Here is a 14164-nt window from a genome sequence, read left to right as displayed (position 1 = left end):
GCCCCGAACCCGGCGGTTTCCCAGCATGCCCCCGAACGGGCGGCGATATTCGGCACAGGAGGCGGTGTTGCCAGGGCCACGCTACGCGCCGGTAACATGGCCCCGGGACCGGCTTAGGGAAGGTTAAGGACATGGCTGACTTCGACGTCTACCGGCTTCCGGAGGACCACGAGACGATCCGTGCCGCGGTGCGCGAGATCTGTGACGCGCGGGTCGCCCCGCACGCCGCCGAGGCCGACGAGACCGGCGAGTTCCCCAAGGCGTCGTACGACGCTCTCCGCTCCTCCGACTTCCACGCGCCACACATCCCGGTGGAGTACGGCGGCGCCGGCGCCGACGCCCTCGCCACCGCCATCGTGATCGAGGAGGTGGCCCGTGCCTGCGCCTCCTCCTCGCTGATCCCCGCGGTCAACAAGCTCGGCACCATGCCGCTGCTGATCGCCGGCTCCGAGGAGCTCAAGCACAAGTACCTGTCGAAGGTGGCGTCCGGCGAGGCGATGTTCTCGTACTGCCTCTCCGAGCCGGAGGCCGGCTCCGACGCCGCCTCGATGACCACCCGCGCGGTCCGCGACGGCGACCACTGGGTGCTCAACGGCGTGAAGCGGTGGATCACCAACGCCGGCGTCTCCGAGTACTACACCGTCTTCGCGGTCACCGACCCGTCCGCCCGCTCCCGCGGCATCTCCGCCTTCGTGGTCGAGAAGTCCGACGAGGGCGTCAGCTTCGGCGCGCCGGAGAAGAAGCTCGGCATCAAGGGCTCGCCCACCCGCGAGGTCTACTTCGACAACGTACGCATCCCGGCCGACCGGATGATCGGCGACGAGGGCACCGGCTTCGCCACCGCCATGAAGACCCTCGACCACACCCGGGTCACCATCGCGGCGCAGGCCATCGGCATCGCGCAGGGCGCGCTCGACTTCGCTCTCTCGTACGCCAAGGAGCGCAAGCAGTTCGGCAGGTCGATCGCCGACTTCCAGGGCCTGCAGTTCATGCTCGCCGACATGGGCATGAAGCTGGAGGCGGCCCGCCAGCTCACCTACGCCGCCGCCGGCAAGAGCGAGCGCGGCGACGCCGACCTGACCTACTTCGGCGCGGCCGCGAAGTGCTTCGCCTCGGACGCCGCCATGGAGATCACCACCGACGCGGTCCAGATCCTCGGCGGATACGGCTACACCCGCGACTACCCGGTCGAGCGCATGATGCGCGACGCCAAGATCACCCAGATCTACGAGGGCACCAACCAGGTTCAGCGAATCGTCATGGCGCGACAGCTTCTGAAGGACTGAAAAGGCAAGTTTCTGCAGGTCAATGCAGGGTCGACTTTCGATAGTCGACCCTGCATTTTTCTTCGAAAACTCGTAGATGTCCGCGATTTACGAGTGCGAGATGGCTGTCGATGGGTCGTGTCTGCACGGCAGGGCGCTCCGGTGCGCTGTGGGAGCCATTTTCCCAGCTCAGAGCCGTTATGCCGGCTGACGCGCTGGTTACTTTGCGTGTGGGCGTCGGGACGAGGTGAAGTCCACTAGGGATACTTTCGGTTGGCATCATGGCTAAATCCTGGGCGAGTTCATCGCTTGATTCAACTGGAACGATGGATGACCCAACGTCGGACTGCCCCGCGAGCTGTCGTTCCGCGTCGTTCTGACGAGCCGGTCAGGGCTCCGCGAATGACGATGGTGAGGAATCGGTACGTGATGGTGGGGGAGTTGTCGCGGCCGTCACTCTATGTAATCACGAGGGCTGCTTGCCGACCACGTCCAGCGGCCGTGGCGACCGGCGATGGCGCAACGTGTGGGGAGCCCCGGTGCCCCGGCTGCAATCCGTCAGACAGGTCATCCAGCGCAGTTCCCGGCGCTGTTCCACCTCCAGCCAGCGGCGACCCATCCTTGAGCGTGAAGAACCAACTCCTGACCTTGTGCTGGTCGCACGGCCCCCGATACCGGCGATAGGATCTGTATCGGGTCCTGCCCGCCTGCCGGACATGCGATGAGAGGAACAGGACTGTGGCTGAGCTGACCGAGTCGGGGCCTGGCGCGCCGCGCGGGTCACGGTATGCAGATCAGCGGCCGTATGTCGTCATCGAGCAACTCGATGAGCTGAACGGGCCGATCGCGGGTCAAATCGTGCTCAGCCGACGGCTCGACTGGTCCGGGCGTGCGCGATACGACCTCGACAACCCGCGCCGGCTCGCCAGCATGTACGAGACCGTCCTGCGCGAGGCGACAATCACCGAGGATCTGCAGCTCTGGCTGGACGGGCCGACACTCCGACGCCTTTGGGGTGGCCTGGTCCTTCCGCCGCAGGTGCGACTCGCCTGGGAGTCGAAACACCCGGTACTTGCTGAATCCCGCAGGGCCGCCGCGTAGTGCCTCACGAGGCGGAGCCACTGCACCTCGTGCTTGCCGAGATCGGTCTACGCGCGGGCGGCCCGTTCGGCTTCGCCTTGGCTGGAGGGCATGCCGTCGCGGCGCACGGCATCATCGACAGGCCGAGCGAGGACGTCGACCTGTTCGCCGACTGGCAACGGCGCGCTGACTTTCCTACCGCTGTGGATGCCGTCATCGCTGCCTTCGAAAGCGAAGGATTCGATGTTGTGGTCGATCTCAGATTGGAGACATTCGCCCGCCTGCACGTCTGCCAGGCCTCCGCTCCGGACCAGCAACATCGGGTCGAACTCGTCGCCAACTGGCGCGCTCAACCGCCCGTTGAGATGCAGATCGGTCTGGTCCTGCACCCTGACGACGTGATGGCGGGCAAGATGGACGCTTTGTACAACCGGGCCGCCGCGCGGGACTTCATCGACATCGACGCCGCTATAACTCGTGGCCGATATACGGCAGAGCAGCTATGCATTCTGGCGTCAGAGGCCGACGCCGGATTCGACCGGCAGTTCTTCGCGCAGATGCTCGGCGCGATCAGCCGCTTCGACGATCAGGACTTCATCGACTACGGGCTCGAACCCGACCAGGTTGCGGCGATGCGAGAACGGTTCCGGACCTGGCGGGCCGAACTGCAAACTTCACCGGGCTGACCAGCGCAGGAGACGCCTTCCGCCGCAAGCGTCCGCGAGATCGTTTGCGGGGCTCGTCCATGGGATATGACCTCCTGCCCGGCTACCTCTGGCGGAACATTCTTTCGTGACGACGACCATCGGGCTATGTTCTGGGTCGCACCCAAGCACTACTGTCCGGGCTGTGTCGCAAACAGGGAGTGATATCGGGTTCGCTCAGCGAGTCAAGGCGCTAGCCTGCACGGCGCCGTTGCACGACCTCGACAGCCGGAAGGCACAGGTTCAGTCGGCGGACTTCGCTGTCTATCAGATGAGCGAACTGGCGCTTAATGCCATCGACCTGGTCACCTTGGCGATGGACTTCGACGCTGGGGCTCCTCCCGAGCGGATCTTGGCTGACCTTGCTGCCTTCGCTGCCCGGCAGATGCCTGGACGCGACGACGCGGAGCACTCCCGGGTAGCACGTTGGGTACTGGAGAACCTGCTGAACGTGGGCTCGGCCGACCGGGGCTTTCGCGCGGTCTACGGCATGACCACGAGTGACGGTAGCTACAGCCGATACGCGTTCGATTTCAAGCTGATCGAGGAAGTATCAGGGGCGGACGGCGGCATCTTCCTCCGTGCCACGAACGAGGCGGTGAACGTCCTTGTCGGCGCCCTGGAGATCGACATCGAATCAGCGCAGATCGCTGCGGATCTGCGCTTGGAGACCCTCATCAAACGGGGCCGGCTGTCGGATGCTCAAGCCGCCGCCCAGGCCGCCCGCTACCGCACCATCCAGTACGGCGAGAAGCTGCGCCAGCGCCTCGAAGCGACCGAGCGCGACGTCCGTACCGTGGACTGGTTGCACGAGATGCCGCAGTTCATCGCCGAGGCGATCGAACACATCGAGGCCCGCTACAAGGCGGAGAATGCCATCCTCGTCAATATCACTCAGGTACGCGACACCGCCGACATCCCGACCCGCAAACTCCAGGCCGCGCAGCTTGTCGAGGTCGTCCGGGACTGTCTGCGCCGCCACGAGCAGTTGCAGGCGGCATTGCAGGGCGCGGGCCGGCGTTTTCGTGCGCAGCAGGACCGGCAGACGTTCGCGCCGGGCAGTGTCGCGGCATCACTGGACCTACATGCTCAGCTGCTCGTACCGGCGCTCGCCCTTACGGTGATGCAGGCCGATGACGTTCTGGCCGCGTATTTCGGACGGGGCGCCGGAGTGAGTGTGCCGCCCGCATTGCGGCTGACCGACTTGTTTCTGGCACTCGTGACCCCGCCGGCCGAGCGTGAGCTGCTCGGGGGTGAGATCGAGGAACCCGACCTCGACGAGACGGAGGAGGAGCCGGCGTTTCCTCCGGAATGCTACGAGCTACTCGACGACTTACTCGACCTGGACGTCGAAGCACCACGACGACTGTCCGGGCTGCTGGCGGAGGCGCGGAGCCTGCATCCCGAGCTCGCCAGACTCGTGGTCGTCAGGGTTGTGGCGCTCGCTGCGCAGGAAATCAACCCGGCGATGCGGCACGGCGCGCCCAGTGTGTTCATCGCCGTCGACGACGGCACCCCTTTGCATGATCCCGAGTACGGCGGTGCGGATCTCATCGTGGCCCGCGCCGCTATCGAACCCGCTTCCGTCGATTCCTACCAGGAGGCCGAAGCCGCATGACCACGACAGTCCAGGTCACCGCCGACGCCGCTCGCCTCATCGCCTACGGATTACGTCCCAAGCTGGTGCCCGCTCGCGACGACGTGTATCGCAGCCTGGTGCTGCGCGCCCGCACCGATGACGAGTTCATCGCAGCCGTGCAGGCCGTAGCCTCGGGGCTGGATCTCGTCGTGTTGGAGATCAGCGAACGCAGTGGCATCGTGGTCGGGTCGGTCGAGGACAGCGTGTTCGCGGTCAAGATGACCGACTACGCACGGCGGACCGGTGGCGAGGGGAAGGCGGCGGAACGTGTTCTGCACGCCTTAGCGCATCTGGGAGCGGCCACGTTGGCCTTCCCCCGGCCCGCCGACCTTGCCAACGAGACATACCTGGGGCGCATTTCGGTCGATGGTGTGGATGCTTTCGTTCGCGAGGCAGCCAGCCGGCTGGCTGAAAGGGCCGCCGAATCCGACTCGGGCGACACTGCCGTGGATCAGCCCGGGTTAGAGAGCGCATGGCACGCCTATACCCGCCGTGCCCGGACTGGCAGCACCGGCGATGGGCGTGCTCTGACCAGCAGTACCACTGGAATCGTCGGTAAGGCGCTGACGTTTCTCGCCGACCAGGGGCTTCTCGTGCGCACTGGCACCGACCGCCGTGGCACCTTCCGGACCACCCCGCGTTACCGGGTTCAGGTCCGTGAGGCAGGGGTGGTCATGTTCGACGAACTGCTTCGTCTCGGCATCACCGAGATCAGCGACGGCAGCGCCACTATCGCGGTCGGCTGGACGGCCGAGTCGTTGACCGAGTTGTAGAGAGGGACGGGCGATGTACGAACTCAACCGCGTCCGGTTGTTCGGTGTAGGTCCACGCGGCGCGCGCTACACCGACGTCACCCTTGATCTGTCCGGTGTCGGCAAGATCGTGGGAAGTCAGGGCAGCCTGTTCGATGCCCCTACCCGGCGCCCGAGTCCGTACAGTCTTCTGCTCCTGGAGAATGGCGGCGGCAAGAGTGTGCTGCTCAAGCTGCTCTTTTCAGTCGTATTGCCGGGAAAGCGCAACGCTGTCGGTGGTTCGGCGGCGGTGATGGAGAAGTTCGTCATCGGCGATGACGCAGCGCACATCGTCCTGGAGTGGATGCACGTGCGCACCGGCGACCGTGTCATCACCGGCAAGGTGCTTCAGCGGCGGCGCGGCGGCGTTGCGGCCGACCGGCTGGCAGAGCACTGGTGGTCGCTACGCCCGCACCAGGGTGTGGAGATGGATGATCTGCCGTTTACCGCCGAAGGCCGCAAGCTGCGACTGGAGGGCTTCCGTGAGGCACTTCAGGAGATCGATCGCGCGGCCCCGGTCACGCAGCTGGCCTGGACCGGCCCGGAGGTCGGAGCCTGGGCGGATCATCTGCGCACGATCGGCATCGAACCGGACATGTTCGGTATACAGCGGCGGATGAACGCCGATGAAGGGGATGCCGCGAGCGCGTTCAAGTTCAAGTCCAGCAGAGAATTTGTGGAATGGCTTCTCAAGATCGTTCTCGATCCCGAGGATGCAGTCAGCGTCGCTGAAAACTTCGACAGTTATGCCCGAACCGTCGGTGATCGTCAGGCGATGCTGCTGGAGCGCGACTTCGCCGAGGGGGCTGTGTCGGCGCTGAGGCCGGTGGCCGCTGCCCACGGGCGGCACAGCGCGGCCCGGGTGGCTCGAGAAGCCGTCGAGTCCCAGGGCGTCATGTTGCTGCGCCGGATCCGGGCACGCGAGGCGGCCGAGACCGCGGCAACGCAGCGGTTGCGCGAGCTGGCGGAGGAGGCGACAAAAACCGCAAGCGCGCGCGAAACCGAGCGTGACCGGGCACGCGACGTCGTCAATGAGATTCGTCGCCTGACGCTGGTATTGGAGCATGCCCAGGCTCAGAAAGAAAAAGCAGTAGCGACGGATGGCCGCGATGCCGCAGATGCCGACCTGCGCGGCTGGGCGCTTGCCGAGCTTCTGGAACGCAAGACCCGGGCGGAGCAAGAATCCGAGCAGCTGGCGCAGCAGATCACGGAGGCGGAACGAGAGGCGCGCCCGGCGCTCGACAAGCGAGACGACGCCGCTGGTGCTCTGTTAAGCAAGCTGAATGCCGAAGCGGCCGCCGCGCGTGAGGAGCGCGACCGCCTCAACGAGGCGGCGAGGACGCACGGCGAACGCGCGAATGAGCTGAACGACGAACGTACGCGAGTGCTGCTCGACGCAGGGAAATGGCAGACCGAGCGGGAAACGATCCTGGCCAAGACCGCCGAAAACCGAGCACAGGTGGATGCCGCAGTAGCGGACGGACTGCTGACGGCTGGTCAGGATGTGGCGCGGGCGGCAGATGAAGGCAGGGAGGCGGCGGAGTTCACCGGCAGGCAGCTCAAGCAGCTCGAGCAAAGGCTCAGAGATGCGCAAAGTGTTGTCCGAGACACGGCGAGCGCTGAAAAACGGACCCGCGACGCGCTGGGCGAGGTTCGTGGACAGCACCAGGAGGCAGACCGTGCTCTCCAGACGGTTCTTGATCAGGCCGCGCGGCTGACTGCAGACGATCTCGTACGGATCGCGCTGTCCAGCGATGAGCTCGACGTCGACATGCTCGACGCCAACACCGGCGCCCTGACCGCCGCTCTGGAAGCCGAGGAGACGCTGCGTGAGGGACGCCTGGACACCGTGCGGGCAGCACAGAACGACGATCAGCGGTTACTCGACGGATTGGGTGACGGCGGACTCTTACCCCCTCGGGCCGAGGTCGAGGCCAGCCTGAGCGTGCTGCATGTCGCAGGTGTCGTCGCACATGCCGGCTGGCGATATCTGGCCGAGAGCGTCGCCGCCGATGAACGGAGCACAATCATCGCAACCCATCCCGAGTTGGCGGATGGGGTCGTCGTCGTCGACCCGCTGTCGATGTCCGACGCACGCAAGGCGCTGACCGCCGCGCGGCTTCTCCCCGCTGCGGCGGTCACTGTCGGGACCAGCGCCCGGATGCTGTATTCAGCAGACAGCGCCGAGCCGGGGTCGCCTACCGAACCGGACCTGCCCGACCAGTTCGTTGTCGAGCCGAACCCGGCACTGTTCGACGTCCACGCGGCCGAGCTACGCCGTGAGCAAATCCGCGAGGCTATGGCGACACGTGGCGCGGAAATCGCAGCGGAGACCGAAACGCTGCGACATCTTCGGGCAGTTCGTGCGGATCTGGCGGGCTGGACCCGCGCGTGTCCGCCCGGTCGCCTGGCGGAACTGCGTGCAGCCATGGACGCTCTCGACGAGGCGCTTGCCACTGCTCTCGAGACCGATCGTATGGCCCGCGACGCAGCTGAAGAAGCGGACGACGTACAGCAGGGTATTGAGGCCGAGCTCGCCGAGTATCGCCATGTTGAACGCGCCGCCGCCGACCGGGCAGGCGAACTCGACCGCCTGGCGGAGTCGGTGAAAGCCGTTGAACATTTGCGCAGGAGACTTCCCGAGCTCGACGAGTCGATAAAGCTAGCCGGGCGAACCGCGGACGAGTTCGCCCAGGAACGTCTCCGTCAACAGGCGTTGGCGACCGAAGCCGCCCGTGCTGCGGAGAACGCATCCGGCCGCGCAGAACGTCACCACACCGACATGGGCGACATCGTCAGTTCCACCGGGAGACATTCCGACACGGTGCCAGGAGAAAGCATCACTGTGCTCCGTGCCACCTACCTGGCGGCTGCCGCCACGTACGCTGCGGTGGAAGTGGGCCAAGACCTCCGAGCCGCGGCGACCGCAGCGGAAAAGGAGGCAGCCCGGGTCCGAGCGGATGTCAACGGCCGTGACACCGAAGACGTCGCACATGGTATGCAACTTCTGGCGACTCCGGAAGGCAGCGATGCGGCAAGCCGGCAAGCAGCCATCGCCCGGACAAAACGAGAACGTGAACGCTACGACGCGGCCATCAATGCCACGAACACCAGGGTCGGGGGACTCGGCAGCGAACTGAAAGCGGCTACCCCCTCCGATAACCGCAACGTGTGGATCCAGCTGACCGACGACCGCCGCCCGACAAGCGTTGACCACGGCCGGACGCTGCTGACCGCGGCCACCGCCGACCAACGTGAGGCCCAGCAGCGCCATGAGGACGCGGTCACGCACGCGGCGGACCTGAACCGCCGGACAACCGAAGCGGGTGAAGCAGCTCGAGCCTTCCGCGAAGTCCTGGCCCCGCTGACCGTGCTGCTCGCACACCCTGACGCCGACAGCACCGGCAGCACCGACAGCACCGAGCTCTACGCAGGCGCCGCTGAAGACGCCCGCACAGCGACCACCCGGATCCAGGAGACGCTGCGCAGCACGGGAGACGAGGAACGCGACAGCGGACGGGAAGTCATCCGGCTTGTCGACATCGCCGTACGGCTGGCCAACCAGCCCCGGTTCGAAACGATGAACAACGTCGCTAGACGGGCACTCGTCGGCCTCGACCGAGATCAGTTGGCGATCCGCGCGGGCGAGTTCGCGGGACAACTCGACCAGCGCCTCGCCACCCTGACCTCTGATCTGGACTCAGCCAGCCGACACCGCAAACTGATCGTCGACCGGCTGGCGGCGCTGGTCGACGGCGCGCTCAAGACCCTGCGCACCGCTTCTCGGCTCTCGAAGCTGCCGGCTGGGCTCGGCGAATGGGAAGGCAAGGAGTTCCTGCGCATCCGTTTCACCGAACCGGACCCGAGCCTGCTCGCTGCCCGTATCGGCGAAGTAGTCGACGAGCTGTCCACCACCATCAGCGCCCGCACCGGGACCGGCGGCACCGCACCGAAACGCGACGGCGTCGCTCTCCTGCTCCGCAGCATCGAGACAGCCGTACCGAAGGGCTTCCACGTGGACCTCCTCAAGCCCGACGCGGTCCTGCGCGACGAGCGCGTACCCATCGAGAACATGAACGAGGTTTTCTCCGGCGGCCAGGAACTCACCGCCGCGATCGTGCTCTATTGCACGATGGCGGCCCTTCGAGCTAACGAACGAGGGAAAATGCGCGCCCGGCATTCCGGAGTGCTTTTTCTGGACAACCCCATCGGCAAGGCCAGCGCTGAATACCTTCTGGAATTGCAGCAGGGTGTCGCGGCAGCCCTTGGCGTGCAGCTGGTCTACACGACCGGGTTGTCGGACGACCGGGCCCTGGCCGCGTTTCCCTTGTGGGTCCGCATGCGCAACGATGCCGACCTGCGCGCCGGGCTGAAACACATCCGTGTCGCCGAGGTAGTCCGCCAACAGCTGCCCGAACCGTTCACGGCCGACGACGCAGCCTCGACCGGAACCGCCCCAGGAACGGTTACCGCCACGCGTGTCTACCGCAGGCCCGAATGACGTCGCTGACGCCGCGCGCTGCCCGCCTGGTAGCCGAACTCGAAGCTTGGGAAAGGCGCACGATCACACTCGCAGAGCTGTGGCCGCTGTTTGCCCGCGCCGACCCGGCCTCGGCCACTCTGGCAACCCGCCGCGCCGACCTCGCCACCACCATCGCCGCACTTGTCGACGCCGGCGTGGTGACAACCTCCCGGAACGTCGACCGCACGGCACAGCCAGCGCTGCCGGCCCGGCTGACCATGACTCCACCGACCGCGACCGCATCCGCCGGAGTCCTGGCGCGGGCAGTGCCGTGGCGACCGGAGTTGTCCTGGGCTGCCACCGCGCGGTTGACCGTCGGCCAAGTAGGTGTGTTGCAGGCTGTCAACGCCTGGTTTCGTGACAGAGGACGCGATCCCGACATCCTCCCGCTACGCGAACGATCTCTGGAGATCTTCGGGTACGAAAAGCGCCTCGACGCACTGCTCGGTACATCTCTTTTCGGGCCGGCCCGACTCACCCTTCCGCTGCTGCGCACATTTCGGTCACGCCCGCCGCTACCGGTCCGTCGGATCGGCAACGGCCCGATCCTGCTGGTCGTCGAGAACGCGGACACCTTCGACTCCCTACGCCGGGTGCTAGCCACCGTGCCCAGCGCCGTCGGACACATGGCCTGGGGTGCTGGAGGCGCTTTCGAGGCCTCCGTGCTCAGCGTTTCGGAAATGCCCGAGGTGCGCAGTATAGCCTATTTCGGTGATCTTGACGCTGATGGCCTGCGCATCCCCGTGTCGGCTGACTTGTCGGCCCTTGCCGAAGGGCTTCCGTCGGTACGCCCTGCCGATGGCCTATACCGCCTGCTCTTGGAGCGGGGCATTGCCCAACCCGGGCAGACTCCAGTCGAGGCGGACCGAGCCCTCACGCTGGCAACCTGGCTGGGCGACTCTGCCGCTCCAGTCGAAAGACTGCTCCGTGACGGTGTTCGCATTCCCCAAGAGGCCGTATCGGCGAGAGTGCTCGCCGATACCGTGAACGACTGGCTTCCCGACATGTGCTGAAAGCGCCTATCGCCGTAGGGCTGGTGTTACGTCACAGGCGGTACGAAAGGCACGATCAGCGGGTTGACGCATCGTTGCTGAGAAATTCACCAATATTGAGGACTATGGTCTTGCCAGCGTGCGGCGTGAACGGCGGTGCTTGGCCGTCCCGCCGCGGTGCGGCATTTCTGTCCGATCGGCGCGTGGCAGCGGGAGCAAGGCTGATCTGACCACGTCCAGATCGGTAACGCAGCGGTGGGGTCCTCAAGCTTGAGATGGTGGCCGAGGTGGCGGGTCAGTGCGGCACGTTGCTCGTCCAGGTCATAGGACGAATCTGCGTACTCCAAGCAGGTGGAGGAATCACTGGGATCGACGACCTGGCCCGGTTTCGCTGGGCAGCGGGTACACACGGCGAGGTAAAGCGACCCGTCCCAGCAGGCAATGTGAGGCTCGGACCTGCCAGCCCACGTCGGATCGGTTCCGTCCTCTGCGATGACGGGGTAGCTTGGCAACGGGTCAGCCTCGGTGCGGGCCACCGGGCCGGCGACCGCGTCGGCGATGCGTTCCAAGGCTTCGGCGATCCGTCGGAGGTGCTCCTCATTCTGGATGCGATTCCGGGGTCCATAATCTGTCGGGTAACTGCCGGACCGCGCTGGGTAGGTCACCGGACCAGCGTAGGTCGCAGGACCGGCGGTACAGCGTAGTTGACACCGTTCGCGAGTTGCGGAGCCGTGAGGCAACGCAGCGGGCTCTGCGCCGGGAGTTCGCAGGCGGATGGTCATCGGAATGCTCCTGCGGATGACGTCTGGAAACGGTTCGCCAGCAAGAGCCTGTACGAGGGCAACATGGAGGGCCTTCGCCCTGCGCAGTCGGGCAAGGACCGAGACCTACAGAGGGAGGTCGGTAAGGCTGCCCGACCGTCCGGCCTACAGCTGGTTGCTGACTCCCGATTCGGGGAAATGTCGCTGCCGCGGTGGACTTGCCGAAACTCGGTCATCGAAAATGGTCGACATGTTGAGTTTGCCTGCCGGGCGTAAGCCGCCATCGACCGCTGCCGGGCTGCTCGATCTGCTCGAGGAAGGCGGCGGCGCCGTTCAAGTGAAAAGTCCGCCCGAGGAGGTACGGGCGGCGTGGCGACGGTTGTTGCACGCGGTCAAGCAGAACGGTGAGGTTCCAGCGGGCTGGCACCTGCTGCACCGCGGGCGTAACGAGGGGGACCTGACCATCGAGTTGCGGCCGGGAGAGCACCCTGCTGCCCGATACCGCCGCCCGGCAGCGGCATCGGCTGTCCCGGTACCGGCAGAGGTGGTCGATCCCCATCCGGTCGTTGATCGATTGTGTGATCAGCCGGACCGCCTGCCGGCATCGGCGGCGAACCGGTCGCGGACTCTGATGATCGTGCAGGCCCTTGCCGACGCGGCATCAAGCAAGGGATACAGGGTGGCGTCCGGTGAGCGCGACACGCTCGTCGTCGTGGAGGTTGCCGACCAGCGATACGGAGTCCGGATCGCAGAGGAGACTGGAAAACGGTGGAACTTGCGGCTGGTCGTTGAGCTTGACGGTCCCGGCGAGGGTGTGTCGCGGTGGGCGGACTATGCCCAGCGCAACGTCGAAGCCGATCTTCCCGAGGTGCTGAAGGAGATGGAACGCCGCACGTCGGACCTCCGTGCTCAGCGGGACGCCCGACAGCGCGCCGAGCAACGGCGCCTCGAGCAGAAACGACAGCGAAAGATCATCAAACGCCGGGATAAGGTGCTGCGGGAGCAGGTCGCAGCGTGGAAACTCGCCCGCCAGATCCGTGACCATTGCGACCAACTGCTGGCATCCGGGATGCCGGCCGACGATTCCTGGCTGGTGTGGGCGCGGACGTACGCGGCGCAGGTCGATCCGCTGTGTGACCCGCCAGTGGCACCGCCGGACCCCTCGCCGACAGAGCCAGCAGAAGACCCGTCCGCCGAGCCCATAGCGGAGATGCCATCGGCACTCGTGCCCCAGAAATCGTGGCATCCGAATCGACGCTGGTATCACGGTTAGTACCAGAGGCCGTTGTTGGGCAGGAACGGCTTCAGGTCATCACGGCTAGGGTTGGGCTCGGCTGGCATGCCCTTGAGCTTGCGGCGTGGGTCGATCCGGTCGGCGTGCTCGCCCACCCAGTGGGCCCAGGCGCGTACGTCGTCGGCGCGGGGCAGCGGGAGACGATCGGCGGCGGCCGCGAGGGCGGCGCTGTAGGCACGGGCATCGTCGGCGAAATCGGCCTCGGCGATCCGCCTTGCGAGCACCGTACGGCGATCCTCTTCGACATACCGGCTGCGGGCAGCGGCCTCGATCTGCTCGCGACGGCGCCGGGCATCCCGCTCTCGTTGACGTTCCTTCTCGCGTTGCTGGATCAGCAGGTCAGCCCAGCGCTCGATATGGGTGAACACCTCACCGAGTCGGGTGTGCAGCGGCCGATCGGGGGCCTCCGCCCAGCTGTCGTAGCCGCGCCGCCGGTTCGGATGCCTCTGCTTGATGGTCAAGGTCAGCGTATGTTTGCGGTCGCCGTAGAGGACGATCGGGAACTCGTCCCGGCCGATTTCAATGACGAGTTGACCCCGGTCGTAGCGGTCGCGATGGTCCAACGAGAAACGGACTGTATAGCCACGGAAGGCTGCTTCTTTGATCAACGCCTGCCAGATCCGGCGCATCTTGACTAGCGGATACCCCGGACGCGGTGCCCGCCAGCTGAAGTCCGCACCGTAGAGAAACCGATCCAAACGGTCCAGAGACTGGACCAACTCCTCGGCGATCGGATGCGGGTTGGCGACCTTCGACGGCGCCGGCACCACCCGGTCCACGAACTCCCCGGTCCGCGGAAGGACCGGCTCCGGTGCCTTCCGTAACGCCGCCAGTTGGGCGGGATCCGGCGGCGTCGGCTTCTCATCGAGGCGCTTCAGGACCAGACGCAGCGTGCCCGGCTGCCCGGAACGCTCCAGACGCTCGTGCCCTGCCCGTAGCAACCGTAGGTAGGCAGCTTTCGACGCGCGCCGCCAAGCCGCCAACTCGTCCGGTTCGAGATTGGTCAGGACCAGACGCCCACCTGCGGCACGGACACGTTCGACGACCAGTTCCGGAGTTATCTCCACGATGGTCGATCAAATCCAAGCCGAGGGTGGGCGTCAACCAGCCCGACGG

10 protein-coding genes are annotated in these 14164 nt (G+C 66.0%); 8 read left to right on the top strand and 2 right to left on the bottom strand.

Annotated features, from left to right (window positions below):
- The first annotated feature begins 131 nt into the window (after positions 1-131).
- The 7 genes from J5X75_RS11425 (at position 132) to J5X75_RS11395 (ending at position 11014) form a co-directional block, all read left to right on the top strand.
- Entirely contained in the window at positions 132-1286 is a 1155-nt protein-coding gene (locus J5X75_RS11425) for an acyl-CoA dehydrogenase family protein (RefSeq protein WP_208467321.1), read from the top strand.
- A 717-nt stretch (positions 1287-2003) separates the two neighbouring features.
- Positions 2004-2366, top strand: a complete 363-nt coding sequence (locus J5X75_RS11420) for a hypothetical protein (RefSeq protein ID WP_208467320.1) — start codon at positions 2004-2006, stop codon at positions 2364-2366.
- Between the two features lie 29 nt (positions 2367-2395).
- Entirely contained in the window at positions 2396-3031 is a 636-nt protein-coding gene (locus J5X75_RS11415) for a nucleotidyl transferase AbiEii/AbiGii toxin family protein (protein ID WP_307798025.1), read from the top strand.
- A 229-nt stretch (positions 3032-3260) separates the two neighbouring features.
- Positions 3261-4667, top strand: a complete 1407-nt coding sequence (locus J5X75_RS11410) for a hypothetical protein (protein WP_208467318.1) — start codon at positions 3261-3263, stop codon at positions 4665-4667.
- Positions 4664-5461: a hypothetical protein gene (locus tag J5X75_RS11405; RefSeq protein WP_208467317.1), complete on the top strand. Its 798-nt coding sequence runs from the start codon at positions 4664-4666 to the stop codon at positions 5459-5461. Before J5X75_RS11410 ends, J5X75_RS11405 begins: the two co-directional genes overlap by 4 nt.
- 13 nt (positions 5462-5474) lie before the next feature.
- Positions 5475-9980 carry a coiled-coil domain-containing protein gene (locus tag J5X75_RS11400; protein ID WP_208467316.1) on the top strand — a complete coding sequence of 1502 codons (4506 nt, stop codon included), beginning with the start codon at positions 5475-5477 and terminating at the stop codon, positions 9978-9980.
- Complete coding sequence (locus tag J5X75_RS11395; RefSeq protein ID WP_208467315.1) at positions 9977-11014, top strand: Wadjet anti-phage system protein JetD domain-containing protein; 1038 nt, start codon at positions 9977-9979, stop codon at positions 11012-11014. Before J5X75_RS11400 ends, J5X75_RS11395 begins: the two co-directional genes overlap by 4 nt.
- An 86-nt stretch (positions 11015-11100) precedes the next feature.
- Here J5X75_RS11395 and J5X75_RS46545 read toward each other — a convergent pair whose 3' ends face one another.
- Complete coding sequence (locus J5X75_RS46545) at positions 11101-11775, bottom strand: zinc finger domain-containing protein (protein ID WP_443607140.1); 675 nt, start codon at positions 11773-11775, stop codon at positions 11101-11103.
- 229 nt (positions 11776-12004) lie between these two features.
- Between J5X75_RS46545 and J5X75_RS11390 the strand changes: the two genes are divergently transcribed.
- Entirely contained in the window at positions 12005-13027 is a 1023-nt protein-coding gene (locus tag J5X75_RS11390) for a hypothetical protein (protein ID WP_208467314.1), read from the top strand.
- On the opposite strand, the gene J5X75_RS11385 is transcribed toward J5X75_RS11390, so the two are convergent.
- The gene (locus tag J5X75_RS11385) at positions 13024-14115 is read right to left on the bottom strand and encodes a hypothetical protein (RefSeq protein WP_208467313.1); all 1092 of its coding nucleotides are present in this window, start codon (positions 14113-14115) and stop codon (positions 13024-13026) included. The genes J5X75_RS11390 and J5X75_RS11385 overlap by 4 nt on opposite strands.
- Between the last annotated feature and the right edge of the window lie 49 nt (positions 14116-14164).

It is taken from the genome of Actinoplanes flavus, assembly GCF_017592555.1.
In the GTDB taxonomy this organism is placed as follows: domain Bacteria; phylum Actinomycetota; class Actinomycetes; order Mycobacteriales; family Micromonosporaceae; genus Actinoplanes; species Actinoplanes flavus.
The sequence above is the reverse complement of the archived record's forward strand: the minus strand, read 5'-3'. Positions and strand labels throughout refer to the sequence as shown.

Coding starts and splice junctions, on each gene's coding strand:
- J5X75_RS11425 (WP_208467321.1), top strand. CDS start 132: ATGGCTGACTTCGACGTCTACCGGCTTCCGGAGGACCACGAGACGATC.
- J5X75_RS11405 (WP_208467317.1), top strand. CDS start 4,664: ATGACCACGACAGTCCAGGTCACCGCCGACGCCGCTCGCCTCATCGCC.
- J5X75_RS11400 (WP_208467316.1), top strand. CDS start 5,475: ATGTACGAACTCAACCGCGTCCGGTTGTTCGGTGTAGGTCCACGCGGC.
- J5X75_RS11395 (WP_208467315.1), top strand. CDS start 9,977: ATGACGTCGCTGACGCCGCGCGCTGCCCGCCTGGTAGCCGAACTCGAA.
- J5X75_RS46545 (WP_443607140.1), bottom strand. CDS start 11,775: ATGACCATCCGCCTGCGAACTCCCGGCGCAGAGCCCGCTGCGTTGCCT.
- J5X75_RS11390 (WP_208467314.1), top strand. CDS start 12,005: ATGTTGAGTTTGCCTGCCGGGCGTAAGCCGCCATCGACCGCTGCCGGG.